This window comes from Marmoricola sp. RAF53 (assembly GCF_052114005.1).
Taxonomy (GTDB): Bacteria; Actinomycetota; Actinomycetes; order Propionibacteriales; family Nocardioidaceae; genus Marmoricola.
On the sequence record NZ_JBFRDX010000001.1, the window covers coordinates 281,021 to 306,562 of the forward strand.

Consider the following 25,542-nt stretch of genomic DNA (forward strand, 5'->3'; position numbering starts at 1 on the left):
GGGTATCGCGCAGACATAGCCTGCGGGTGGGCGGAAAGACCGTGGCGGAGGGGGGACTCCATGCGAACGATCGTCCAGGACCCGGACCGCGAGGTCGGGATCCGTGTGCGACCCGACAGCGGGGCCCGATCATGAGCCTCGGGATCAAACGTGCGTGGCTCGCGCCTCTGTCTGTCCGCGTCCCTGGCGCATCGCCGTACCCCCGAGGCGATCTGGCGGCGCCCCCCCTGAGAAGAATCCAGGCCGTGACTCGCTCACGCCTGGGCCGTCAGGCCAGGGGCGCGGACCCTCGGGTACCGCTCCCGCGTACGGCGGTGGAGACCCCGGGCGTCGTCGCCGACCGGGTCACCCCGGAGCTGCCGGCCGACGCCCCGGCACCGTGGGCCGTGCTGTCGCCCGAGAACACCGTGGCCGTCGACGCCCGCGGCAGGCGTGCTGCCGGCTGCCGGCGCGAGGTCGCGGCGCTGCCGGCCGGGACCTGGGTGACGGTGATCGACGACCGCCTGCTCAGCCGCTGGCGGCTGCGCCGGCTCGCCCGGCGGTGCGGCCTCGAGATCGAGCGCGAGCTCATCGTGCTGCCCGACTTCGCGGCGCCGCTCGCGGTCGTCGAGGACGTCGAGTGGGCCGTGCACCAGTTCTGGCGGTCGACCGCCTCGCGGCGCCCGCAGTGCCACCCGGTGCCGCTGCCCGCGGCGATGGCCTGGCACGGAGCCCGGGTGCTCCCGTGGCAGTGGACCGGTCGGCTCGCGACCGGCCGCGTGGTCGTGGCGAGGCACCGATGACGGTTCCCACGGATCTCGGGCGCCCGCTGCCCGACGTACGGGCCTTGCTCGGACCGGCCGCACCCAGCGTGCTGATCGAGACCGGTCGTGCCGACGCCCTCACCTTCGCCCTCGCCGGCGCGCCCGCGACCGGTGCCGGCAAGGGGCTGGAGCCGCTGACGGTCAAGGTCGCCACGTGTCCGGCCACGGCCGCAGCCGTCGAGCGGGAGACCCGGATGCTCGTCGAGCTCCGCCGCCGCCGGCTGGGACGTGCGGTCGAGACGACGATCCCGCGCTACGTCGGCACCCGCTACTCCGACGGACTGCCGGCGGTGGTGACCAGCACCCTGCCCGGCCGCTCGATGGCGGTCGAGTACGACCGCTGGATGCACACCGCGCGCCCCGGCCAGGTCCGGCGCGACTACTGGCTGGCCGGCGCCTGGCTGGCCCGGTTCCAGGACGCCTCGTTCGGGGTGACCGCGCCCTCGACCTGGGTCGCCGAGGTCGGCGAGACGCTCGAGCGTCGCTGGTCCGGGCACCCCGCGCTGCCGGCGGCCCGGTCCCGCCTGGCCCGAGCCGCGGGTGCCCTCGACGGCCGCGCCGTCGAGCACACCGTCGCGCACGGCGACTTCACCTTCGAGAACCTGCTGGTCGGATCCGACGGCGTCACCGGGGTGCTGAACTGGTCGCGCGGCGAGCTCGAGGCCTCGCCGTTGCGCGACCTCGGCCGCTTCGCGGTGACCTACTCCGCGGCGCTGGATCGCGGCACCCGACCGGGCGCGAGCGTGCTCGGGCATCCCGGTCTCCGGCGCATGCCGGGGACGCAGGGGACGCCGGCGCTGCCGGGGTTGCACTACACGCTCCTCGGACGCACCTGGTACGCCCGCGTGGTCCGCGCGTACCTCACCGACGGCCTGGTCCGTCTGGGCCTCGATCCGGCCGTCGCGGGCGACGTGTTCGTCGCGGCGACGGGCGAGGTGGCGGCGACGTCGCACGAGCCACGCATCGCCGAGGGTCACCTCACGGCGCTCGCCGATCTGCCCGAGTGAGCGCCGCCGTGTACGTCGTGCGCACGCCCGCTCGTGCAAATGGCGTAGGCAGATATAGCCATCGCGCAGGAGGCAGCCGCAACGCTGCCGTCCCTACGTTTGACGGGTACTCATCCAAGGGGGAAGAGATGATGTTCGGGCGTCTTGTGCACGCACTTCTGACGGGGGTCGGAAGATGAGAAGGGTCGTTCTCGCACCGCACTGCGATGACGAGACACTGGGCTGCGGGGGGCTTCTCGCGAAGTACCCGGGTGAGACGTCGGTGGTCGTGATCGCGATGCCCGACGACGTGCGCCGCAAGGAGTTCAACGTCGCCAAGGACATCCTCGGCTACGAGTCGGCGATCTTCCTGGGCCTGTGCGACGGGAACATCGGCGAGGACATGCACCGCCTGGTCGGGATCCTCGACCAGGTCGTCTCCGACATGCGGCCGGACGAGCTCTACCTGCCGTTCCCGTCGATGCACCAGGACCACATCGCCGCCTACGAGGCGGGGATCCGCGCCGGCCGGCTGTCGATGTCGGAGGGCCACTGGTTCACGCCGTCGCTCTACGTGTACGACGTCGCGGCGTACGACCTCTCGCTCTACCCGACCGACCTGAAGTGGGACTTCTTCGAGTCCCTGCGCGAGGACGACATCGACAAGAAGGTCGACGCGCTCAGCGCATACTCCTCGCAGGCGGTCACCGGACCGCACCCGATCAACAGCGTCAAGCAGCAGGCGGCGGTGATCGGGAACGCCCGCCAGATCGACTGGGCGGAGCCCTACTCGCTGGTCCGGGGGGTCCGGGTATGACGCTCTACGCGGCCCACCAGCCGGACCTGCTGCCGTACTCCGGCTTCTGGTACAAGCTCGCGAAGTCGGACGTGTTCGACCTCAAGATCTGGGACCAGTACGTCCACAAGGGTTACCAGCGCCGGGTGAAGATGCGCGACGCCTGGGTGACGCTCCCGCTGGTCAAGGGCAGCGTCACCGACCCGATCTTCGACAAGCGCGTCACCGAAGAGGCGCCGGCGCACCTGGCCGACCAGATCGCCCGCCAGTACCGCTACGGCCACACCAAGCCGCAGTTCTGGGACCTGCACGGTCCGCGGATCTGCGACGAGGTCCTCTCGATCAAGACCGACGTGCTGTGGGAGTTCAACTTCCGGTTGATCCTGCTGGTGCGCGACATCCTGGGCATCGAGACCCCGATCACCTTCAGCCGTCCGGCCGCGCCGGACTGCCGCGGCTCGGACAGCATCATCTCGGTGATGCAGGCGTTCCCGCCGCCGCTGGTGTACCTGTCCGGGACCGGTGGCCGCGCGTACATGGGGAACTGCAAGGAGTTCTACGACGCCGGCATCCCGGTGCTGTGGTCGCGCCACCAGGCGGTCACCGGCGACTCGATCCTGACGGTCCTCTTCGACTACGAGGACCCGCTCTCCGTCGTCCTGGCCGAGCACGACTTCGACGACTTCCACGATCTCCACGACCTCGAGTCCGGCGAGGGCCTCGACGACGCGGCCGGCACCACCGAGCACGTCACCGACACGAGCAATGCAACCGAAGGGGTACGGGTATGAGCAAGGTACTTGTCCTCGGTCTCGGCTACGTAGGCCTACCGCTGGCTCTGCGTGCGTCCGAGGTCGGACATCAGGTCGTCGGGATCGATCTGGACCCGAGCAAGATCGTGCAGCTGCAGAACGGCTGCACCTACATCGAGGATGCCACTGACGAACGCATCAGGCGCGCGACCGCGAGCGGCCGCTTCTCCGCGCGCCTGGGGTGGGACTCCGCGGGGGAGAATCCCACCGAGGTGGTCGACTTCGACATCGCGATCATCGCCGTACCCACGCCTCTGCGTGGGGGGGTCCCCGATCTCTCCTACGTGGAGTCGGCGGGAAGAATGATCGGGCAGCTCCTTCGCCGGGACGCTGCCGTGGTGCTGGAGTCGACCACCTACCCCGGGACCACGGAGGGCCTGCTGGCCGATGCGCTGGCGGAGACCTCCGGCCTGGTCCCGGGGACCGACTTCCACCTCGGGTTCTCGCCCGAGCGGGTCGACCCGGGCAACACCCGCTACACGCTGGAGAACACGCCCAAGCTGGTCTCGGCCACCACCGAGGAGGGGCTCGCGGTCATCGACGGGTTCTACTCGTCGGTGGTCGAGTGCACCGTCCCGGTCCTCAACCCGCGGGTCGCGGAGATGGCGAAGGTCTTCGAGAACACCCAGGCCTGCGTGAACATCGCGCTGGTCAACGAGATGGCGGAGATCTGCCACGACCTCGGCATCGACGTGCACGCGATGATCGACGCCGCGATGACCAAGGGCCACTCGATGGCCCGGTGGGTGCCCGGGCCCGGTGTCGGCGGGCACTGCCTGCCGATCGACCCGATGTACCTCGCCTGGCAGACCCGGACGTCGCTCGGCCGTCCGTTCCGGTTCGCCGAGCTGGCCCAGGACATCAACAACAGCCGGCCGCAGTACGTGGTGCAGCGGACGATGGCGCTGCTCGGCGAGCGCGGCATCCCGATGCGCGGCGCCGACGTGCTGGTCCTCGGGGTCGCCTACAAGCCGAACGTGGGCGACATGCGCGAGTCGCCGTCGGTCGAGGTCGTCAAGGCCCTCGCCGGGTACGGCGCCCGGGTGACGGTCGCCGACCCGCACGTGACGGACTGGACGATGACCCCGACGATCGGCATCGAGGACCTCACCGGCGAGATCGACCGGTTCGACGTCGTGGTGGTCGCGACCGACCACGCCGAGTTCGACTACGACAAGATCGCGACGCGGGCGCGGCTGGTGCTGGACTGCCGGCACGCGGTCCGGGCCTCTTCCAACGTGGTGGGCCTGTGATCCGTAGCGCACTCGGCAGATCTGGCCTTGCGCTGCTCGCCCTGGTGATGGCGGTGCTCGGGACGGGACTCGGCCCGGCCACCGCCGCACCCTCGGCGGACGACGGCGTCACCGTCGTCACCTTCACCTTCGACGGCACCTACAAGTCGCAGGTGATGGCCGCGCAGGTGCTCGCGGCCAACCAGATGGCCGGCACGTTCTACGTGAACTCCGGCTACCTGGACTTCCCCGGCTACCTGAGCGTGGACCAGCTGCGCAGCATCGCGCGGGCCCGCAACGAGGTCGGCGGGGCCTCGCTCTACGGCAACAACCTGGCCGACCTGAGTCTCGGCAAGGCCCAGCGGCAGGTCTGCGACGACCGGGCGACGCTGGCCCAGCTGGGGTTCCAGGTGACCAGCTTCGCCTACCCGTACGGCGACGAGACGGCGGCGTGGTCGAAGGCGACCGCGCGCGACTGCGGCTACAACAGCGCCCGCGCGTTCGCCGGTCTCTACGGGTCCGCTACCGACTGCTCGAGCTGCCCGCACGCCGAGTCGCTGCCGCCGGACGACGACTTCCGGATCCGGACCGCGCCGACGCGGACGCGCCTCGCGGCGCTGCAGAAGCTCGTCACCATGGCCGAGCGGGACGGCGGCGGCTGGTTGCCGCTCGTCTTCACCAACGTGTGCGTGTGCATCGGGATCAAGGGCGGCTCGATCACGCCCGGCGAGTTCAACGCGTTCGTCGAGTGGCTCGCCGCGCGTCCCGGTACGACGGTCGTGCGGACCGTCGACGAGGTCGTCGGCGGGTCGTTCAAGAAGGTCAGCGGCGATCCGGTGCCGCGACTCGTCCCGGACCCGTCGGCGGCGATCAGCGAACCGGGCACGTTGTCGAAGGCCGCGGCGTGGAACGTCTTCGGGCTCCGCATCGGCCAGGCCCAGCTGCTCTTCGGCGGTATCGCGATCAGCATCATCATCGTCGTGACGTTCCGGATCGCGTCCCGGGGGAACCGCTATGTACAGCACTGAGCTGATCGGCCGCAGCCGGCCGTTCCGGGGCGGCCGCAAGGCGCTCGCGCTGCTGTCCGTGGCCGTGTTCCTCGGCTACGTCCTCTGGTCGCAGATCGCCTGGGGCTTCGCCACGGCGACGATCTACCTGTCCACCTTCTTCGGCCTGGTGGCGGTGATGATCCTCTGCTACCTGGCGTCCGGGATCTTCTGGAAGAGCTTCACCCACCTACCTCCGGCGACCGGACGGGTGCTCGCCCTCGTGCCGTCGTACAACGAGGAACCGCACCTCGTGCACGCGGTGATCCGCTCGATGCTGCGGCAGACCATCCTGCCGGACGCGATCCACGTGGTCGACGACGGCTCGGCCGTGCCGCTGGAGACCTTCGACGATCCGCTGGTCACCTGGCACCGGATCGAGAACTCCGGCAAGCGGCACGCGCAGGCGCACGTGCTCAAGATGTTCAAACCCACCGAGTTCGACTACATCTTCACGGTCGACTCGGACTCGGTGCTCGACGACGACGCGCTGGAGCACATGCTCCGGTCGATGCGCGACGAGCGGGTCCAGGCCGCCACCGGGATGATCCTGGTCCGCAACTGGGACGCGAACTTCCTGTCCCGGTTGACCGACATCAACGTCGTCACGTCCTGCCTGCTCTTCCGGATGCTGCGCTCCTGGATGGGCATCGTCAGCCCGACCTCGGGGGCGCTGGCGATCTACCGGGCGGCGGTCGTCTACGACAACCTCGAGGACTACCTGACCTCCGGCACGGCCGGCGACGACCGGCGGCTGTCCTTCTACGCGCTGATGCGCGGCGACGTCGTCGGCGTCACCGAGGCGATCGCGGCCACCCAGCTGCCGACGACCTGGGGCGGCGCCTTCCACCAACGGCTGAGATGGTCGAAGTCGGCGTGGCTCGGCGTCGGCTTCGTGATGACGAACCTGCGGCCGCTGATCGTGTTCTTCTACGTGATGCCGCTGGTGTTCACGTTCCTGTGGCCGTTCGTGGCCGGCGCGCTGATCACGCTGGCGATCAAGTACGACAACCCGGTGTTCATGCACGGCGTCGTCTGGTGGATCGTCTGCTCGATCACCCAGACCGCGGTGTACGCGATCTACCGGCCGAGCTTCGATCTCAAGACCCGGCTGCAGCAGTTCGCGCTCTCGCCGATCTATCCGATCCTCGGCCTGGTCATCCTGCGGCCGGCGGCGTACTGGGCGCTCACCAAGCTGAAGTCGACGTCGTGGCACACCCGCGAGGTGGCGCCGGTCGACCTGGGCGCCGCTACGCCGATCGACCTGGACGCCGAGCTCGACGAGGTGACCGGACACCAGCCCAAGCACGCCCGGGGGACCGGGCCGCACTGACGTCGGAGAAGGTGATTCCCTGTGGTCCAGCACGTCGCGGTGATGCCGCCCGCCGCGACCCGGGGGTTCCGGTACCAGGTCGCCGGAGCCCACCACCGGGAGTCAGGAGAGAGGAGCCGTGTCGTCCAGGACAGCGTTCACGCGTGGACAGGTCCGCGCGGGTGCGCTCGCCCTCGTCGCAGTACTGATCGTCCTCACGGTGCTGGTGCTCGAGCGCGTCGTCTCCGACGACTCTCCTGACTCCCGGCGTGGCCCGGCCCGGACTCCCACGGCGCGGCTGGTGAACCAGGCGACGGCGGCGGAGGTGAAGGCCTCCTCCGACGTCTTCGGCATCAGGTACCTGCACCCGACGCTGCCGGACGGGACCTACTGGATCTCCCGCTGGGGCCCGCCGCGGAAGTTCTCCGGCGTCGACCCGGAGGATCGGTGGTTCGACGCCGACCACGGGTCGGGCTCGTTCGTCGCCGGCGGCGGCCGGCTGCAGATCAGCGGCGAGAACCCGCGGATGTACGTCCACGACCCCGCCCTGCAGCGGCAGTGGCGCGACGTGGAGGTGACGGTCTACGCGAAGCGGGTCCGGGACTCCGGCATCCCGTTCGCCGGGGTCACCGTCGTCGCCCGGGCCAACCACCTGGTCACGGAGGAGGGCGACTCCGACCGCTGTGACACCCGCGGGTACGGCGCCCGGCTGCGCTTCGACGGGAACACCGACTTCGAGAAGGAGACGGCGCACCCGGAGAACCAGGCGATCGGCAACAAGGAGGTCTTCCCGGACGGCCTGCCGGTGGGGCAGTGGTTCGGCGTGAAGTACCTGGTCTTCGACCGCCAGGACGGCGTCCACCTGCAGCTGTGGCTGGACCGCACCGACGGCCGCGACGGCGGCAGCTGGGAGCTTCTCGGCGAGGTCGTCGACAACGGGCACGTCTTCGGCAAGGTGCCGTGCGCCCCGGGGATCGACCCCCGGATGCCGCTGACGTCCGCCCCGACCCGGGAGGGGTCCGAGTCGGGGCGGCCGAACGTCAGCGTGTACTTCCGCAGCGACGGGATCGGCGAGAACGGGCTGGTCTACAAGTGGGCCAGCGTGCGGGAGATCGCGTACTAGTCGGGTCGTGTGCTTGAGGACGCGCTCCGGCGCGTCGTGGGGCACACGACCCGGTCAGCGGCCGGCGAGGTAGTGCGCCCGGAGCCGCTTCCCGCTGACCTCGCGGCCGTAGAACGCGATGTTGCCGACGGCGCCCTGGAAGAAGCTGCTCAGGTAGCCGGTGCCGACCCGCAGGGGCGCCGTTCCGCTGCGTGGCACGATGCCGTACCCCTGCAGCGAGTCGGTGTCGCGCAGGACGCCGTTCTTGTAGATCTTGACGTAGCCCATCGGGTACGCCGAGCTCCTGGCCCTGCTGTTGACGACCAGCGCGACGTGGATCCAGCGGCCGGCGGCCACCGGGTCCTGGAAGTACGAGCCGGCGCCGAGCCCGCCCTGCGGGTTGAACGAGTAGCCGCTGATCCGGTTGGGCCGCGACTCCTGGTTCTGCCGGGAGTACATCCGGGTCAGCCACTCCTGCGACCCGGGGTTGCCCTTGCCGAGGACGTACACGTAGCCGCTGCCCTCGGTGTCCCGGAACTGCAGGGTGTCCGGCCGCATCCAGTACTCCACGGTGAGCGCGCCGGTGGCGTCGATCTCGAACGCCTTGCTGTCGGCGAACCGGAGGTACTGACCACGACCGTTGAAGCGGCGGGCCCGGTCGCCGTTCGGCATCCGGGCGAAGCCGGGACTGCCGACGGCGGTGCCGCGGTGCCGGTGGCCGGTCAGGTCGCGGACCCCTTGGAGCAGCGCGCTCGGCCGGTCACGGAGCACCGAGCGCACGTACGCCGAGCGCTTGGTGGCCGCGGCGGCCGGGCCGGCGGGCGCGAGGAGCTGGATGCCCGTCCCGAGGAGGGCGAGCGCGAGCACGATCTTGAGGGTGTATCGCATGGTGATCCTCCGGCTCACTTGGACTGCGGCGACGTGATGGTCACCGTGCTGCCGGCGATCTCCACGGTCGAACCGATCCGGGCGTAGTCCCGCAGCCAGGTCCGGCTGGCGCCGTGGCCGGAGAGGACGTAGCCGCCTTCCGGGACGTCGGCGTTGCCGGCGCCGTTCGTGACGGCCGTGATCCGGCCGTCGACGACGGTGACCTCGGCGCCGTACGGGTTCGTGCCGGTGCTCGGCCCGCGGTCCGGGGTGTACCGGATCAGCTGGTCGGTGCGCCGGCGGACGTCGGTGCCGTCGATCTCGTGCGTCCAGGCCTGTGTCGGCATCGTCGGGGCGACGGGGGTGGTCGGTCTGACGGGGGCCACGGGCCCGGCCGGCTCCGCCGGGGTCGCCGGCTTGGTGGTGGTCGCGCCGGACGGGGTCGTGGTCGAGCCGGTCGGGCCGGTGGAGCCGTTCGACCCGCTCGGGGCCGCCGCGCTCATCGCCTTCTGGTGGTCGGCGATCTGGGCCTGGGTCAGCTCACGGTCGTAGAACGAGATGTCCCCGAGGGCGCCCTGGAAGAACGAGTTCAGGTAGCCGGTGCCCACCCGCAGCGGGGCGGTGCCGGACCGCGGGGTGATGTCGTAGTTCTGCAGCGAGTCGGTGTCGCGGAGGACGCCGTTCTTGTAGATCTTCACGTAGCCCATCGGGTACGCCGAGCTCTTCGCCCTGGCGTTGATGACCAGGGCGACGTGGATCCACTCACCGGTCTTCACGGGGTCCTCGAAGTAGGAGCCCGAGCCCAGCCCGCCGGCCGGGTTGAACACGTAGCCGGAGATCCGGTTGGGCCGGTTCTCCTGGTTGGTCTTGGAGTACATCCGGGCGTACCACTCGTGCTGGTTCCCGGTGCCCTTGCCGAGGGTGTAGACGTAGCCGGAGCCCTCGACGTCGGAGAACTCCAGCGCGTCGGGACGCAGCCAGTACTCCGCGGTCAGGACACCGGTGTTGTCGACCTCGAAGGCCTTGCTGTCCGAGAACTGCGCGTACTGGCCCTTGCCGTTGAAGGCCAGGGCCGGGTCGCCGTTGGGCAGCTTGGTGGCGGTCGAACCGCCGACCACGGTGCCGTTGGCGGTGTTGCCGGTGACGTCGTCGAGCCCCTGCAGGAACGCGGTGGGGTCGTCCTTCAGGACTGCCTGGGCGTAGGCCGAGCCGGTAGGCGCGGCGGTCGTCGCGGCGGTTGCGGACGTGGCCAGGGCCGGGACCAGGGCGGTAGCCCCGATGGTCGTGGCGGCCAGGGCGAATGCGACGGAACGGCGCATAGGTGAAACTCCTCAAGGTTTTGGAACCGCGCCGGTGGTGTGGGGGTGTGGCGCGACCCTCTGCTTGGTGTGTTGGTCCCGCCAAGTGCCGGCGGAACCCGACCTGCCTCGGTATGCAGGACTCCCTCCCGCGCAGTGCCCGCGGGATGAGACGCACATCACAATCTGTACATTCGAGGACAAAAAGGACGTGCCGATTACGAACCATTAATGGGGTCGGGGGGTCCGTAAGTCAAGTCCGTCGTCGTCGACGGGCTTGAGCGAAGTGGCCCTACGTGCGCCCGAGCGGGCACGTCTGACGCACGGTGACGTGCGGTGCGCCGGGGTCCGGGGCGCGTTCAGCGGCCGACGTTAACTGCGAAACGTGGGCGTTCTCAAATCTGTTCAGTCGGTGAGACACAGCAGGCGGGGAGATCGAACCAGCGCAGGTGCTCGAAGTCCGGCGAGGTCCGGTCGGCGAGGTCGCCCGGCTCCGCGGGGACGACCGTGCGCAGCAGCTCGGCGCTCTCGGCCAGGTAGCCGGCGAGGGCCGACTCCGGCGCCGCTCGGCGCAGGTGGGGGTAACGCATCTCACCCTCGGGCCCGTAGCTGATCTGGCCGAGCCGCAGCGGCGGCTCGACGACCCCGTCGCGGTGCACCCAGATCCCGGTCGCCGGGGCGAACCGGTACTGCCCGAGCATCCGCCAGCCGTCGCGCGCGACCAGCCGGACCGCCTCGACGATGTAGTCGAACACCGCTTCGGAGATGAAGTAGTTGAAGCTGACCCGGACCCACCCGGGCTTGATCCCCTCGCAGCCCCGGGTGATCTCGCGCTCGAACTCGTGCGACCGGTCCAGGTCGATGCCGAGCAGCCGGTGGCCGTAGGGGCCGGCGCACGAGCAGCCGCCGCGCGACTGGATCCCGAAGAGGTCGTTGAGCAGCGCCACCACGAAGTTGTGGTGCAGGTACTGCCCGCTGGGCGCCCGGACCACGAACGAGACGATCGAGAGCCGCTCGGCGTCGAGGTTGCCGAGGATCTCGACCGCCGGTTCGGCCGCCCAGGCCGCGAGCGCTCGCTGCAGGTAGTGCTCCTCGTGCTCGCGGATCACGTCCACCCCGACCGCCTCCTTGAGCTGGAAGACCAGCCCGGCGCGGATCGAGTCGACGATCGCCGGCGTGCCGCCCTCCTCGCGCTGGGTGATGTCGGTCAGGTACCGGTGCTCGTCCGGGTTCACGTAGGCGACCGTCCCGCCGCCCGGGACGTCGGGGACCCGGTTGGTGACCAGCGAGCGGCGTACGACGAGGACGCCGGGAGTGCTGGGTCCGCCGATGAACTTGTGCGGACTGAGGAAGATCGCGTCCTTGAAACAGAGCGGGTCCGCGGTGTCCGGGCCGTCCATCTCGATGTCGACGTACGGGCCGGCCGCGGCGAAGTCCCAGAACGACAGCGCGCCGTGCCGGTGCAGCAGCGACGAGATCGCGGCGGTGTCACTGAGGATCCCGGTCACGTTGCTGGCCGCGGAGAACGAGCCGATCCGCAGCGGGCGGTCGGCGTACCGCTCCAGCTCGGCCTCCAGCCTCGCCAGGTCGATGTGCCCGTCGGTGTCCGCGGGGATCGCCACCACGTCGGCGATGGACTCGCGCCACGGGATCTCGTTGGAGTGGTGCTCGTAGGGGCCGATGAACACCACCGGGCGCTCGTCCGCGGGGACGTGGTCGCTCAGCCGGTAGCGGTCCTCGAGCGCGGAGGGGATCCGCAGGCCGAGGATGCCGATCAGCTTGTCGATCGCGCCGGTGCAGCCGGAGCCGGCGAAGATCACCACGGTGTCGTCGCTGCCGCCGACGGCGGTGTGGATGATCGCCCTGGCGTCGGCGCGCAGCCGGGTCGTCTGCAGCCCGGTGCCGCTGGACTCGGTGTGCGTGTTGGCGTAGCTGGGCAGCACCTCGTCGCGGAGGAAGTCCTCCAGGAACCCGAGCGCGCGCCCGGACGCGGTGTAGTCGGCGTACGTCACCCGGCGAGGTCCGAACGGCCCCAGCATGATCTGGTCGTCCCCGATCACGGCCTCCCGGACCCGGCGCAGCAGCGGCGTCTCGGACGGGGCGGACGATTCGGTCATGGAACCGATGATCCTGCCGGGCGCGGGTTCAGGGAAGTTCTTCGACGCACATGTCGAACGCATGGATCAGCGCGTTCGTCAGCGCGACCTCGTCCTCGTGCCGTAGGTATCCGATCTGGCGGCCGAGGTCGGAGACCGGGATAGTCCGAATGTTGTCGCACGAGATCACCGAGGGGCCGTCGACGCCGTGGGCCGTGCCGATGGGCACCTCGACGTCCAGCTCCCGGATGCGGGACGTCACCGGCGCGACGGTCACGCTGGTCATCGATCCACGGGCGCGCTCCCGGGTGAGCACGACGACCGGGCGGGTCTTGTCCAACCGGGCCAGGTGCACTGGTCGCATCAGTCGAGCTCGGGCATCGGCTGGCGCGCTCCCCACTCCGCGAGCGCTTGCATGTCCTGGTCAGGCCCGGTCGTCCGGTAGATCTCCGCGTCGCGCTCCGCGGAGATCTGTCGCTCGTACTTCATCAAGGCCTTGGTGACAGCGTGCGCCCGTGACCGAGCCGAGCCGTCCACGACCAGCCGGTCGAGGAAGGCCACCAGGTGATCGGGCAGTCGGACGGCGATCTGCGTACTCATGTGCTCGATGGTAGCGATTTGGGATGCAACGGTCATCCGGAAACTTTGGGGGGCGCCCCCGCAGGACCGCAACCGTCCGTCCACAGGCCCGAGAAACAGAACTCCCGGCCAGGCGTACCTGACCGGGAGCTCCGGGTGCTCGTGCGAGCCGGGGAAGCGGAGGCTCAGGCCTCGTTCTCCAGGGCGGCGGCCACGCGGCGGTGGGCCTCCCAGATCGCCTCGGGGAGGCGCTCGAAGGCGTTCAGGTGCTCCTCGCGGTAGCCCATCTCCTGCTTCCAGCGGTCCGTGTCGATGGTGAGGATGGCCTCGAGGTCGGCGTCGCTGATGTCGACACCCTCGAGGTTGAGCTCCTCGCGGGTCGGGATGATGCCGACCGCGGTCTCGCGACCCTTGACCTCGCCGGCCTTCAGCTGCAGCAGCCACAGCAGCGGGCGCAGGTTGTCGCGGTAGCCGGGCCAGCGGAAGTGGCCGTCCTCGGGGTCGCGCTGGAACCAGTTCACGTGCGCGAAGATCGGCTGCTCCTTGGCGGCGCCGACCACGTCGAGGTAGTGCTGGGCGTAGTCGCCCTCGCCGTAGGCCATGAACGGCCGGTTCGACATCGGGTCGTAGCGCAGCACGCCCTCCTTGCCCTCGGCCGCGGCGGTCGCCTCGGCGCCCAGGGTCAGGCCGTCGTACACGCCCTCGGCCAGGTCGTGGATCGCCCGGATCAGCGGCTCGCGGTCGCGAGTGCGGCCGCCGAAGATGATCGCGTCGATCGGCACGCCGGCCGGCTCGTCGTAGTCCTTCGCGACGTTCGGGACGTTGGCCAGGGTGGTGGTGAAGCGGCTGTTCGGGTGCGCCCACGGCGAGTCGTCGCCCGCCTCGCGGTCCGCGATCGGGTTGCCCAGCCAGTCCAGCCAGCCGGTGACGTCGGCCGGCGGGTTCTTGGTGCGGCCCTCCCACCAGACCTCACCGGTGCTGGGGTTGTAGGCGATGTTGGTGAAGATCGTGCCGGTGCCCTCGGCGATCGACTCCAGCGCGGTCGGGTTGGTGCCCTCGTTGGTGTCCTTCGCGACACCGAAGACGCCGTACTCCGGGTTCATGCCGTAGAGGCGGCCGTCCTCACCGACCCACAGCCAGGCGATGTCGTCGCCGTAGAAGGAGACGTGGTACCGGTCGCCCAGGGCGTCCGGGGCCAGCATCATCGCGAGGTTGGTCTTGCCCGAGGCGCTCGGGAAGCCGCCGCAGATGTGGTAGTCCTTGCCGGTCTGCTTGTCGTGGATCCCGATGAGCATGTACTGCTCGGCCAGGAACTTGCCCGAGACCCAGCCGTCGTACGCCGCCTGGCGCAGGCCGTGGGCGATCTTGCCGAGCAGCGCGTTGCCGCCGTACGACGACCCGTAGTGCAGGATCGTGCGCTCGTCGGCCACCGTGACGAAGTAGCGCTGGTCCTCGGGGGTGCCCTGACCGAGGTTCTCCAGGTCGCCGGTCACGTGGACCGCGCGGACGAAGCTGTTCGGGTCCTCGAGGTCGTTGACGTACTGCACGCCGACGCGGGCCATCCGGATCATGTGCAGCACGACGGTGCGGCAGTCGGTCAGCTCGACGCCCGTCGCCCACGGCGCGAGCGCGTTGCCGACCGGCGCCATCAGGTAGGGGATCACGTACATCGTCTTGCCGGCCGAGGCGCCCGCCATCCGCTCCTTCTGGAGGGCGGTCATCTCCGCGGCGGGCTTCCAGTTGTTGTACTCGCCCTTGTCGGTCTCGCGGCTGGTCGCCACGACCGTGCGCTCCTCGGAGCGGGCGGTGTCCTTGTGGTAGCTGCGCGAGTAGTAGCGGCCCTCGCCGGCCGGCTCCAGCTCGCCGGCCTCGAGGCACTCGGCGATCAGCCGGGCGTCGTCCGCGGGGGAGACGACCTCGACACGGGCGGCCCCCGTCAGCTCGGCCCAGTACGCGACGTACTCGCGCACCTTCGGGTTCGTGACGCCTGCGGCGTCCAGGACGGTGTCGACGTCTGCCATGGGTGCTCGTTCCTCGTGTGCGGGCGGGGCGGGTGGGCCTGAGGTTACAGGCTCGCGTCCGGGGTGTTGCCGGTGTCCAGGCAACGACCAACGCCACCGTACGACGTCACGCGGGGAGCACGTCCGCGCGCGTGACGACCATCTCTTCCGGAGCGGTCAGCCGCCAGGCCTCGAAGGTCAGCTCGGCGAGCTCGTCGCGCTCCACGCCGTCGAGGTGGACGACCACCCAGCCGAACCCGGCGGAGGTGAACTGGACCTCGAAGACGTCCGGCCGCTCGCCGACGAGCGCGCGCTGCTCGGTGATGGTCTGCTTGAGCCCGACGGTCGCGGTCGCCGGCCAGAGGTAGCCGAAGGTGCGCCCGGCCACGTCGTAGGAGATCCACTTGTCCCGGTCGCGCTGGGTCAGTCCGGGCAGCTGCTCGACCAGCTCGAGGAAGTCGCGGATCACGCAGGGCACGGGCCGAATCCTGCCAGCGCGGACCGACAGCCGTCCGCTCAGCGCGTGTAGGTGTAGAAGCCGCGCCCGGTCTTGCGGCCCAGCAGCCCGGCGCTGACCATCCGCTCCAGCAGCGGCGGGGCCGCGTAGAGCGGCTCCTTGAACTCGTCGTAGAGCGACTCCGCGATCGCCTTCGTGGTGTCCAGGCCGATCAGATCGGCCAGCGCGAGCGGCCCCTGCGGGTGCGCGGCGCCCAGGACGAGGCCCTGGTCGATGTCCTCGGCGGTCGCGAACCCGGACTCCATCATCCGGATCGCGGAGAGGATGAACGGGATCAGCAGCGCGTTCACCACGAACCCGGCCCGGTCCTGGCAGTCGATCGCGCGCTTGCCGAGCTTGTCCTGGACGAAGGCACGGCCACGCTCGGTGGTCTCCGCGGAGGTGAGCAGGCTCGGCACCAGCTCCACCAGCGACAGCACCGGGACCGGGTTGAAGAAGTGGATGCCCATCACCTGGGCGGGCCGCTCGGTCGCGACGCCGAGCTTCATGATCGGGATCGAGGAGGTGTTCGAGGCCAGGATCGCGGTCGGCGAGGCGACGATCTTGTCGAGGTCGCGGAAGAGCGAGGTCTTGGCGGTCTCCTCCTCGAGGATCGCCTCCACGACGAGGTCGCGGTCGGTGAGCGCGTCGAGGTCGGTCAGGACCCGGATCCGGTCCAGCACCACGTCGGCGTCCTCGAGCTTGCCGCGCTCGACGGCGCGGCGCAGCGAGGCCTCCAGGCGGGCGCGTCCGGCCGCCGCGGCCTGGTCCGAGGACTCCACCACGACGACGTCCAGGCCGGCCCGGCCACAGACCTCGGCGATGCCCGACCCCATCAACCCGCAGCCGACGACGCCGACCTGCTCGATCTCGCCCATGTTTCTCCCTGTCACTCCCGTACGCCGCCCTCCCGGCGGCGCGCTCCCCAGCAGGCTAGACCCGGAGGTCGGGCCCGGTCGGACCCGGTCGGATCCGGACCGGTCAGGCGGTGCCGACAACGGCGAGGTTCCCGTCGGCGTCGGTGGTGAACAGCTCGACGCCGTCGGTGACGGTGGCCGCGTCGGCGCCGAGTGCCACGGCGATCTTGTTGGCGGCGTTGCGCATCACGTCGAGCACGACCTCGACGACCTGGTCCTCGGTGAGGTGGGCGCGGGCGGCGGCCGCGGCGGCGGCCGGGACGTCGTCCGGTGTGAGGACGAGGGCGTCGGTGAGGGCGAGGGCGGCCTTGGCCGGTCCCGGGAGCGTGCTGGTCGCCCAGGCGTCGACGGCGGCGAACTCTGCCTCTCCGGCGCCGGCGTCGATCGCGTCCTGGCTGCGGCGCGACCTGCACACGGCGCAGTCGTGCAGCCGGGCGCCGCGCAGCCGGACCAGCTCGGTCACGGTCGGGTCGAGCGCCCGGAGCCGCGCGACGGTGACCATGAATTCCTCCAGCAGCGGCCAGGCGTCGCCGTCGTGCGGGACGGCTTCCGGGAGCGCGACGCCGGGCAGCACCGCGCCGAGGACCGCGCGGACCCGGGGGACGAAGTCGTGGGCGTAGATCCGCTGCACGACCGGGAAGGCCTGGTCGCCGGTCGCCGCGAAGAACGCGGCCCGCTGGCCGTCGTCGACCGCGGAGACGTCGAGGGTGAACTGGGCGGCGAGCTCGGCGACGGCAGGGTCGGTCAGGTCCGGCGCCGGGATGCCGGCGACGGCCGCGAACAGCCCGAGCGCCTCGGCGGTGCTCACGCCCCGCGGCGCTTGGCGTAGCGGAACTTCACCATCTTCCGCACCTGCTCGAAGTCCTCCGGGCGGCGCGGGAAGGACTGCATGTCCGGGCCGAGCTGGAATTTCTTGTTCGTGGTCGCCTTCGGGGCGGCGAACTCGCGCAGGCCGTCGTCGCCGTGGAAGCGGCCGAAGCCGGAGTCGCCGATCCCGCCGAACGGCACCGACGGCATCCCGACGAAGGTGAGGGCCGAGTTGATGGTGGTGCCGCCGGCCTGGATCCGGCGGGCGATCTCCTTGCCGCGCTTGGCGGAGAAGACCGACGAGCCGAGCCCGAACCTGGTGGCGTTCGCCCTGCGGATCGCCTCGTCGACGTCGGCGACGGTGTTGATCACGATGACGGGACCGAAGGTCTCCTCCTGCACCGCCGGGTTGTCCTCGGGTACGTCGACCAGCACGACCGGGTCGACGAAGGGCGCCCGGACGGAGTCGACGCCGCCGACCAGCGCGGTCGCCCCGGCCTCGATCGCGGCGGTCACGTGCCGACGGACGATGTCGATCTGCGCGGGCACGATCATCGGGCCGTAGGAGTCGCCCTCCTCCAGGCCCGCGGTGACCTGCGAGGCGATCTCCTCGACCTTCGCGAGGAACGGCTCGCGCACGGCGCGGGTCACGTAGACGCGCTCGATGCCGACGCAGGCCTGGCCGCCGTTGAAGAAGCCGCCCCAGACGACCGCGGTGGCGGCCTTCTCGACGTCGGCGTCCTCGGCGACGATCGTGACGTCCTTGCCGCCGAGCTCGAGCAGGACCGGGGTGAGGTTCTCGGCGCAGGCCGCCATCACCTTGCGGCCGGTCGGGACCGACCCGGTGAAGGCGATCTTGTCCAGTCCGGCCTTGCAGAGCGCGGAGCCGGTCTCGGCGAAGCCGGTGATCCAGGTGATCAGGCCGCGCGGGGCGTCCGGGTTGGCGTCGTAGAACGCGTCGATCACCAGCACCGAGCTGGCGGCGGCGTACTCGCTCGGCTTGACGATGGCGGCGTTGCCGGCGGCGAGCGCGTAGGCCAGGCCGCAGAGCACCGTGTAGATCGGGACGTTCCAGGGCGCGATCACGCCGACCACGCCGAGCGGCGGGTAGGACACCTCGGCACCGAAGTTGAACATCGCCATCCCGGGGGCGACCTTGCGCGGCTTCAGCACCCGCTTGGCGTGCGCCGCGGCCCAGCGCAGGTCCTCCAGCCCGGCGATGAGCTCGAACTGGACGTCTCCGCGGGGGCGACCGGTCTCCTGGAAACCGAGGTCGCAGATCTCGTCCGACTGCTGCGCGATCGCCGCGATCCAGCGGTTCAGCCGGCGCTTGCGCTCGGCGTACCCGAGCCCGGCCCACCAGATCTGCGCCTCGCGGCCGGCCGCGAGGCGCTCGGCGACGTCCTCCGCGGTGTGCACGGGGAAGGTGCCGACGTCCTCGCCGGTCGCCGGGTTGGTCACGGTGAAGGTCGTGGGGCCGGTGGTCGGCTCGGCGGTCTGGGTCATCGCAGGTCCTCGGTGAGTGCGCGGGGTTGACACGTGTCAACAAACGGTAGTCCGCCCGGGCCCGAAGTGGAACAGGTTCTAGCGACGACTTCCGCGGGTGTTCCATGCCGGCCGGTGAGCCGCTACGGCAGCGTCTGCTTCACCCAGGCCCCTGCGGCTCCGGCGACGGCGTGCAGCCGCGCGTTCTGCTCGCCGGAGCGGGGCAGGGCGAAGGTGGACCCGGCGGCGGTGCAGGCCGTGGCGGCGTCGGCGAAGGTGACCGGGGCGGTCACGGTCCAGGTCCCCGCCGCTACGCAGGCCGCCGGGTGCAGCTCCACGCAGCCCGCGGCGTACCAGCGGCCGTCGGCGCCCTGCACCGTGCAGGCTCCCCCGTCGGCCCGGGGCTCGTCCGGGGCCCAGCTCCACAGCGTCGCCTGGATCCGGCCGTCCTCGGGGAGGAGCTGGTCGAAGCCGAACACGTTGACCCCGCAGCCGGTCATGGAGCGCACCTTCTCCGGGGAGAGCGCCTCCGGGTTCACCGGGACCCGGCTGGGGTCGGTCAGCGCGGACACGAGGGTGCTGTCCTCGAAGTAGCGGACCAGCTGGGTCGCGTAGGTGAGCGGCCCGTAGGTGGCGTCGCACCCCGGGAAGGCCCGGTACGCCGAGGTCCTGCCGCTCTCGACGTGCACCGCGTTCCAGTCGAAGACGTCGGCCGACCAGCCCGGAGCGCAGGCGCCGACGAGGACCACCCGGGCGCCGCTGGCGCGGACGTCCTCGCGGGAGACCCCGGTGGGCAGCGGCGTGCAGCCGTTCGCGGCCTTCTGCGCCGGGTCCGGCCGGTAGATCAGGCTGCTGCCGTCCGACCGCCGCAGGACCTGCTCCAGGGTGGCGACGGCGGAGGCGTAGGCGGGAGCGTTCTTCAGGTTGTCCTCGAGGTAGAGCAGCACCACGTCGTCGGCGTGGCCGGGTGCGTTCAGCCAGGTCGCGATCTCCGGGAGCACCGCGCTGAACACGGGCTCGGTGGTGCAGCCGAGGTCGAGCATCTCCGGTCCCTGGCCGTGGCAGACGGTGACCGCGCGCGGCCCGAGGAGGCCCAGCAGGCGCGGGATGTAGTGCAGGTCCAGCTCGAGCGCGCGGACGTCCAGGTCCAGCTGCTGGGTCAGCGTCAGCTGCTGGTTGGAGTCCGCGTGCGACAGCGTGAAGGAGTTCGTCAGGCTGTTGAACGAGTTGTGGGTGCCGAGCCACTGCACGTCGCGGAACGGCAGCGGGTCACCGAGCCGGTACTGGAACTGCGCGGTGCGGTGCGCCCACGACTGCAGGTAGGCGTCCCGCGCCGCCTGCGTCACCTGGTGCGCCAGCGGCAGCACGCAGAGCGCGTCCGGGATGCCGACCCGGCGGCACTCGGTGCCGATCGCGTCCGTCGTCTTGCCGAGGGCGACGCAGGGGATCGCGACCGGGCTGACGGCGTCGCACGGAGCCGTCGGCGACGGCGCGTCGGCCGAGGAGGCAGCGGCCTGGGAGGGCACGGCCGGGGCGAGCGTCACGACGGCCGCGACGAGGGCGGCGACGACGGCGCCGAGCACCGTCGAGGAGAGCATCGGGCGGGTGCGCATGCGTCACCGTGGCACGGACCGTTGCGTCTCGTCGGTGGAACGTCGAAGGATCCGGGTGCCTCCGCAATTGTCCGGATCAGGCGGGTACGTCGGCCTCGCGTCCGAGCAGGCCGCGACGGTCGGCGACCGCCTCGAACAGCACCGTCGCGAACGGCGGGATGCTGGCGACCAGGGCGAGCGCGAACACCTTGAAGGACCATCCGAAGGTGTTCCGGGCGACCAGGCTGATCAGCAGGTAGGCGAGGAACACCGTGCCGTGGATCGGGCCGAAGATCTTCACCCCGGCCTCGGTGGTCTCGGGCACGTACTTGAAGTACATGCCGATCAGCAGGCCGAGCCAGGAGAAGGCCTCGGCGATGGCGATGGTCCGGAACCAGAACCGGACGCGGGCGGGATCGTTCACGCCGGCCACCGTAGCGGGGCCACCTAGGGGGGTAGTGGCCCCGCTCGGGACTGGTGGACGGATCCGTGACGGAACCTGACCGAATCGTCTCCCGCCCGACGGGTCGGCGTCAGGCGTGCCGGGAACGAAAAACCGTCCGGGTCTCGTGCTCGGAGGACAAAGGCCCCCGGGTGTCAGGGCCGGCTCAGCACCGTGGAGCCGAGCCAGTGGCAGGCGGTCAGCGCGAGCTCGAGGTCGAGCCGGTCCTCGTCCAGCGAGCGGCCGCGGGCGGCGACCGCCTTGTCCACCCGGTACTTGACAGTGTTCTTGTGCAGGTGGACCTGCTGGCCGGTCGCCGCGAAGCTGTTCCGGGTCTGCAGGAAGACCTTGAGGGTGTCGCGCAGCCGGGCCGCGGCCGGGGTGTCGAGCGCCAAGCCGCCGAGGGCCTCGGAGACCAGCCGCCGGGTCGCGGGCAGGTCCGCGGCGAGCAGCGCCGCCGCGCGGACGCCGGCATCGGTGTAGGAGAACACCCGGTGGTCGGAGTCGCTCCCGGCGATCGCGACCTCCTGCGCCCGCACGGCGTCGAGGTGGGTACGACGGAATCCGTCGGGCCCGTTGGCCGGGACCCCGAGCGCCAGCAGCAGCCGGCCGCACCCGAGCTCGGGCAGAGCGGCGAGCGCGGTCACGAGGGCGGTGGTCGGCAGCTCGTAGCCCGGTCCGGGTTCGCGGGCGAGCGGGATCCAGCCCCACGCGGTGGCCAGGTCGCGCTGCACGAACAACGGCTGGCCGGAGGTCTGCGCGAACGGCTGCACGGTCCGGGCCACCGTCGCGAGCAGCTGCTCCAGGTCGTGCAGGTCGTCGCTGGCGACCGGGACGTCCGCGCGCCACAGCACCACGCCGAGGTGCGGTTGGCGCAACCGGTAGCCGAGCGCCTTCTCCGCGGCCCCGAGGTCGACCGGGCGGCTGGCGAGGAGGTCGGTGAGCGTCGCGGTCCGGACGGTGCTGCGGTTGGCCAGCCAGCGCTCGCGCTCGGCCTCGTAGACGTCGATGAGCTGCTCGGCGACCGCGTCGATGTAGCGGAAGGTGAGCGACATGAACTGCTGGCCGGCCGCGAAGGCGACGTACGGGTCCGGCTCGGTGGTGCTGATCCGGTCCAGGATCCAGCCGAGTGCCCCTTCCTGGCCGAGACGGTAGGCGCGCAGCAGGGCGTTGGAGGAGATTCCCCGTTGCGAGAGCCGGCGGGCGTACTCGACCGCCGGGGGCGGAGCCGGGACGTCGTCCATCGGGATGCCCATCCGGACCGCGTGCACGAGCGTGCCCAGGTTGCTCTCGACGCTGGTCCGGAGCAGGTCGAGGATGAGCTGGTCGCCGCGCAGCTCGGTGATCGTCTCCGAGAGCACCTCGTAGAGCGTCGAGGTGAGCAGGTCCAGGTTCTCGGCCATGTCCAGCGCCGTCGCCGCCACCCGGGCAGCGACGAGCTCCTCGCGGCGCGCCTGCGGCATCGTCACCATGGGAGGGCTCCTCTGTCCGGGGGCTGAACAGGAGTGAGTGGGACGGGTCGATGTTCTCAGGCCGCGGCGGGGTGCGGAAGCCTGCGCCCACGACCCGGCGCGGGGACTCCGTCGGCTGGATCGTGGCAGGTTCACGGACAACGGGGAACCTGTTCTCGAAAACTAACGGGATGCCCCGAACTTCGTTGCGTGAAACCAGGAGAAACAATCTCTTTTCGCTTTAATGTGAAATTGCTTGCAGACAGGTGACGCGGGGCCGAGCCCCACGTCCGTCCGGTCCAGGAGGCAGGGTTGGCTCAATTTCTCGGGGTGGCCAAGCGACAGGCAGGTGTCGACAGGGACTGGCGTGCCCGGCCCGTACGACGCCTCACGCTCTCCGTGCTCGCGCGGGCACTGCTGCTCTACTTCCTCGGCGGTCTCGCGCTGATCGCGTGGACCTCCGGCCTCGGCACTCTCGCTTCCTGGCAGGCGTGGTGGGACGAGCCGGTCGTCTACCAGAAGCTGGTCTGCTGGACGATGCTCCTGGAGCTGCTCGGGCTGGCCGGCACCTGGGTGCCGCTGTGCGGCGGGAGCCGGCCGGCGTACCAGGTGGTCGGGTCCTGGCTGCGGCGCGGCACCGTCCGGATCGCCCCGTGGCCGCGCAAGCCGAAGTTCCAGGACCCGGATACCCGGACCCTGCTCGACGTCGCCCTGTACCTCGCCCTGGTCGTCGCGCTGGCGCTCGCCGTGATCCTCCCCGGGGTTCCGGACGAGCACCTGCTCGTCGCCCGCCCGCAGTCCGTGGGCGGACTCGTGGGCCCCGGCGTGCTGCTCGGGGTCGTCGTCCTCACCTTCTTCCTCGGCTTGCGCGACAAGATCGTCTTCATGGCGGCGCGCGCCGAGCTGCTGATCCCCGCGGTCGTGCTCTCGGTCCTCCTCGGCTTCACCGACCTCGTCATCGCGCTCAAGCTCACTGTCGTGGTGGTCTGGCTCGGGACCGGAGCCCTCCGGCTCGGCCGGCGCCTGGCCGAGCTGGCTGCCGGGCGGACCCGCCGGGTCCCGGCGGCGGAGCTGGTCGGCACCGCCCTCGAGCTCGCCGTCCCGCTCGCCCTGGTGCTCGCGACCGACCCCACGGTGGTCCTCGTCGCCGTCGGCGTGATGCTCGCGTTCCACGTCTACACCGCCGCCGCGCACGGGCGCGCGGTGCCCCTGGAGCTGCACCTCTTCTTCGCGTTCGGCGCGGTGGTGCTCTTCCTGGGCTACCCGGCCGACGACGGCTACGCCGTGCTCGACCTCTCGCAACCGTGGATGCTGCCGTTCTTCGTGCTCGCGCTCGCGATCCTGCCCGTGCTGGGGCACCTGCGCCCGCACCTGGTCTCCTTCCTGCCCTCGCTGCGCAGCCCCGCCGGCATCGGACCGTCGTCGCTGTGGGTGATGGCGCCCGGGGTCGAGCGTCGGCTGGCGCAGGCGTGCACGGCCGATCCGCTCGCGGCGACCGCGGAGGTGCGGATCGCGGGGCCCGCGGGTGCCGGCGCGCACAAGGCGCTGGCCTGGCGCGCGCTGCAGAGCCAGGGGTGCGGGCTGCGCTCGGTGCTCGCCCGCGAGCTCGGACCGGACCTCGGCACCGTCACCGTCCGGGAGGCGGGGCCGCTCTGCAGCGCCCTGATGGGGCTCGTCCCCGAGGCCGGCCACCTGCACGACGAAGCCCTGGTAGCCGCCCTCCAACGGCGGCTCGCCTTCGAACCGGGCGAGCTGAGGGTCATCGTCGCGGAGGCCCCGTCGGTCCAGCGGCGCACTCAGCAGTACCGGGTCGTCGATGCCGCCCTCGGAGTCCTCCGGCGGGGCCGTTGGGAGGTGGCCGACGCGGTCGCGCACGACCCCGGGCGGGGAGACGGTCCGATCCCGGTCGAGGTGATCTGGGCCCTGCCCGACCAACCGAAGCGGCTGTGGATGCGGCACCCTTGATCGGGTGAGCACAGCGGTCGTGGTCGGGAGCGGACCGAACGGGCTGGCCGGCGCCGTCCGGCTGGCGCAGGCAGGCCTGGACGTCACCGTGCTGGAGGCGGCCGGCACCGTCGGCGGCGGGACGCGCACCACCGAGCGGATCCTGCCCGGGCTGCTGCACGACGACTGCTCGGCGTTCCACCCGACCGGGGTGACGTCGCCCTTCTTCCGCACCCTCGACCTGGAGCGGTTCGGGCTGACCTGGGCCTGGCCGGAGATCGACTTCGCGCACCCGCTGGACGACGGCCGCGCCGGGATCGTCACCCGGCGGATGGCCGACACCGACGCGACCATCGGTGCCGACGCCCGGGCGTGGCGCCGTGTCTTCGAGCCGCTGGTGCGGACCTACGACAAGATCGCCGCCGACGCGATGGGCCCGGCGGTGCACCTGCCGAAGCACCCGGTCGCGTTCGGCAGGTTCGGCCCGCAGGCGCTGCTGCCGGCGACCTGGACCGTGCGGCACTGGAAGGACGACCCCGCGCGGGGGCTCTACACCGGCGTCGCCGCGCACGCGTTCGGCCGGCTGGACCGGCCGCTCAGCGGCTCGGTCGGCCTGCTCCTCACGGCCGCCGGCCACCACGCCGGGTGGCCGGTCGCGGTCGGCGGGAGCCAGGCCATCGCCGACGCGCTCGTCGGGCTGCTCACCTCGATGGGCGGCACGGTCCGGACCGGGGTCCGGGTGACCTCCCGCGCCCAGCTGCGCGACGAGGCCGGTCACGATCCCGACGTCGTCCTGCTCGACCTGGCCCCGGCCGGGGTGCTCGACCTGCTCGGCGACGACCTGCCCGGGTACGTCCGCCGCGCCTTCACCCGCTGGCGGTACGGGTCGGCCGCGCACAAGGTCGACTACGCGATCGAGGGCGACGTGCCCTGGGTCAACGAGCACTGCCGCCGCGCCGGCACGCTGCACCTGGGCGGCACCGCCGAGGAGATCGTCGCCACCGAGGAGACCACCGTGCGTGGTGCCCTGCCGGAGCGGCCGTTCGCGCTGGTCGGGCAGCAGTACCTGGCCGACCCGTCCCGCTCGGCCGGCTCGGTGAACCCGCTCTGGGCCTACGCGCACGTCCCCGCCGGGTACGACGGCCCGCCCGAGGTCGCGACCGAGGCGCTGACCGCCCAGATCGAGCGGTTCGCCCCCGGCTTCCGCGACCGGATCGTCGGCATCTTCGTCCGGCCGGCGGCCGCGATGGCGGCGTACAACGCGAACTACGTCGGCGGGGACATCGGTTCCGGCGCCAACACCGCCCGGCAGATCGTCTTCCGGCCGCGACCGGCGATGAACCCCTACACGCTGGGCGTCCCGGGGGTCTACCTCTGCTCCTCGGCCGCCGCGCCCGGCGGCGGGGTGCACGGGATGTGCGGCTTCAACGCGGCCGAGGCGGCACTGAAGCGGTTGTGAGGTTGCGAGACGGTCGCTGC

General features: G+C 71.3%; 23 protein-coding genes. 10 read left to right on the plus strand and 13 right to left on the minus strand.

Features of this window, described 5'->3' with window-relative positions; translation table 11 throughout:
* Positions 1-314 precede the first annotated feature (314 nt).
* The 8 genes from AB4Y76_RS01365 to AB4Y76_RS01400 all read left to right on the plus strand — a co-directional run bounded on the left by AB4Y76_RS01365 (position 315) and on the right by AB4Y76_RS01400 (position 8,110).
* Positions 315-782 (plus strand): hypothetical protein, encoded by a 468-nt coding sequence (locus tag AB4Y76_RS01365; RefSeq protein WP_441921683.1) that lies wholly within the window; start codon positions 315-317, stop codon positions 780-782.
* Entirely contained in the window at positions 779-1,810 is a 1,032-nt protein-coding gene (locus AB4Y76_RS01370; protein WP_441921685.1) for a phosphotransferase, read from the plus strand. Before AB4Y76_RS01365 ends, AB4Y76_RS01370 begins: the two co-directional genes overlap by 4 nt.
* A 175-nt stretch (positions 1,811-1,985) precedes the next feature.
* Positions 1,986-2,606 (plus strand): PIG-L deacetylase family protein, encoded by a 621-nt coding sequence (locus tag AB4Y76_RS01375; RefSeq protein ID WP_441921687.1) that lies wholly within the window; start codon positions 1,986-1,988, stop codon positions 2,604-2,606.
* On the plus strand, positions 2,603-3,376 hold the full coding sequence (locus tag AB4Y76_RS01380; protein WP_441921689.1) for a WbqC family protein: 774 nt from the start codon (positions 2,603-2,605) through the stop codon (positions 3,374-3,376). Before AB4Y76_RS01375 ends, AB4Y76_RS01380 begins: the two co-directional genes overlap by 4 nt.
* On the plus strand, positions 3,373-4,650 hold the full coding sequence (locus AB4Y76_RS01385) for a nucleotide sugar dehydrogenase (protein ID WP_441921691.1): 1,278 nt from the start codon (positions 3,373-3,375) through the stop codon (positions 4,648-4,650). The genes AB4Y76_RS01380 and AB4Y76_RS01385 overlap by 4 nt, the downstream gene beginning before the upstream one ends.
* Complete coding sequence (locus AB4Y76_RS01390) at positions 4,647-5,657, plus strand: polysaccharide deacetylase family protein (protein WP_441921693.1); 1,011 nt, start codon at positions 4,647-4,649, stop codon at positions 5,655-5,657. Before AB4Y76_RS01385 ends, AB4Y76_RS01390 begins: the two co-directional genes overlap by 4 nt.
* Positions 5,644-7,008, plus strand: a complete 1,365-nt coding sequence (locus AB4Y76_RS01395; RefSeq protein ID WP_441921695.1) for a glycosyltransferase family 2 protein — start codon at positions 5,644-5,646, stop codon at positions 7,006-7,008. The genes AB4Y76_RS01390 and AB4Y76_RS01395 overlap by 14 nt, the downstream gene beginning before the upstream one ends.
* 118 nt (positions 7,009-7,126) lie before the next feature.
* Positions 7,127-8,110 (plus strand): hypothetical protein, encoded by a 984-nt coding sequence (locus AB4Y76_RS01400; protein ID WP_441921697.1) that lies wholly within the window; start codon positions 7,127-7,129, stop codon positions 8,108-8,110.
* A 54-nt stretch (positions 8,111-8,164) separates the two neighbouring features.
* Here the strand turns inward: AB4Y76_RS01400 and AB4Y76_RS01405 are convergent, their stop codons facing one another.
* The 13 genes from AB4Y76_RS01405 to AB4Y76_RS01465 form a co-directional block, all read right to left on the minus strand.
* On the minus strand, positions 8,165-8,977 hold the full coding sequence (locus tag AB4Y76_RS01405) for a LamG-like jellyroll fold domain-containing protein (protein WP_441921698.1): 813 nt from the start codon (positions 8,975-8,977) through the stop codon (positions 8,165-8,167).
* A 14-nt stretch (positions 8,978-8,991) separates the two neighbouring features.
* Positions 8,992-10,275: a LamG-like jellyroll fold domain-containing protein gene (locus AB4Y76_RS01410; RefSeq protein ID WP_441921699.1), complete on the minus strand. Its 1,284-nt coding sequence runs from the start codon at positions 10,273-10,275 to the stop codon at positions 8,992-8,994.
* Between the two features lie 374 nt (positions 10,276-10,649).
* Positions 10,650-12,371 (minus strand): aminotransferase class V-fold PLP-dependent enzyme, encoded by a 1,722-nt coding sequence (locus AB4Y76_RS01415; RefSeq protein ID WP_441921700.1) that lies wholly within the window; start codon positions 12,369-12,371, stop codon positions 10,650-10,652.
* A 28-nt stretch (positions 12,372-12,399) separates the two neighbouring features.
* Positions 12,400-12,714, minus strand: a complete 315-nt coding sequence (locus tag AB4Y76_RS01420) for a type II toxin-antitoxin system PemK/MazF family toxin (RefSeq protein ID WP_441921701.1) — start codon at positions 12,712-12,714, stop codon at positions 12,400-12,402.
* Positions 12,714-12,950, minus strand: coding sequence for a ribbon-helix-helix domain-containing protein (locus AB4Y76_RS01425; protein ID WP_441921702.1), 237 nt, complete (start codon positions 12,948-12,950; stop codon positions 12,714-12,716). The genes AB4Y76_RS01420 and AB4Y76_RS01425 overlap by 1 nt, the downstream gene beginning before the upstream one ends.
* Positions 12,951-13,114: 164 nt before the next feature.
* Positions 13,115-14,950 carry a phosphoenolpyruvate carboxykinase (GTP) gene (locus AB4Y76_RS01430; protein ID WP_441921703.1) on the minus strand — a complete coding sequence of 612 codons (1,836 nt, stop codon included), beginning with the start codon at positions 14,948-14,950 and terminating at the stop codon, positions 13,115-13,117.
* A 106-nt stretch (positions 14,951-15,056) separates the two neighbouring features.
* Positions 15,057-15,407, minus strand: coding sequence for an MmcQ/YjbR family DNA-binding protein (locus AB4Y76_RS01435; RefSeq protein WP_441921704.1), 351 nt, complete (start codon positions 15,405-15,407; stop codon positions 15,057-15,059).
* 38 nt (positions 15,408-15,445) lie between these two features.
* Positions 15,446-16,294: a 3-hydroxybutyryl-CoA dehydrogenase gene (locus tag AB4Y76_RS01440; RefSeq protein ID WP_441921772.1), complete on the minus strand. Its 849-nt coding sequence runs from the start codon at positions 16,292-16,294 to the stop codon at positions 15,446-15,448.
* A 112-nt stretch (positions 16,295-16,406) separates the two neighbouring features.
* Positions 16,407-17,150: a carboxymuconolactone decarboxylase family protein gene (locus AB4Y76_RS01445; RefSeq protein ID WP_441921705.1), complete on the minus strand. Its 744-nt coding sequence runs from the start codon at positions 17,148-17,150 to the stop codon at positions 16,407-16,409.
* Positions 17,147-18,655, minus strand: a complete 1,509-nt coding sequence (locus AB4Y76_RS01450) for an aldehyde dehydrogenase family protein (RefSeq protein ID WP_441921706.1) — start codon at positions 18,653-18,655, stop codon at positions 17,147-17,149. Before AB4Y76_RS01450 ends, AB4Y76_RS01445 begins: the two co-directional genes overlap by 4 nt.
* A 122-nt stretch (positions 18,656-18,777) precedes the next feature.
* Complete coding sequence (locus AB4Y76_RS01455) at positions 18,778-20,247, minus strand: hypothetical protein (protein WP_441921707.1); 1,470 nt, start codon at positions 20,245-20,247, stop codon at positions 18,778-18,780.
* Positions 20,248-20,323: 76 nt separating this feature from the next.
* Positions 20,324-20,650, minus strand: coding sequence for a DUF3817 domain-containing protein (locus tag AB4Y76_RS01460; RefSeq protein WP_441921708.1), 327 nt, complete (start codon positions 20,648-20,650; stop codon positions 20,324-20,326).
* Positions 20,651-20,823: 173 nt separating this feature from the next.
* A complete protein-coding gene (locus tag AB4Y76_RS01465; protein WP_441921709.1) occupies positions 20,824-22,140 on the minus strand; it encodes a PucR family transcriptional regulator in 1,317 nt (438 codons plus the stop codon).
* A gap of 309 nt (positions 22,141-22,449) precedes the next feature.
* Here AB4Y76_RS01465 and AB4Y76_RS01470 point away from each other — a divergent pair, with 309 nt between their 5' ends.
* Together AB4Y76_RS01470 and AB4Y76_RS01475 are read left to right on the plus strand one after the other, a co-directional pair.
* Positions 22,450-24,084, plus strand: coding sequence for a DUF3556 domain-containing protein (locus tag AB4Y76_RS01470; protein ID WP_441921710.1), 1,635 nt, complete (start codon positions 22,450-22,452; stop codon positions 24,082-24,084).
* Between the two features lie 4 nt (positions 24,085-24,088).
* Positions 24,089-25,522, plus strand: coding sequence for a phytoene desaturase family protein (locus AB4Y76_RS01475; RefSeq protein ID WP_441921711.1), 1,434 nt, complete (start codon positions 24,089-24,091; stop codon positions 25,520-25,522).
* Positions 25,523-25,542: the final 20 nt, after the last annotated feature.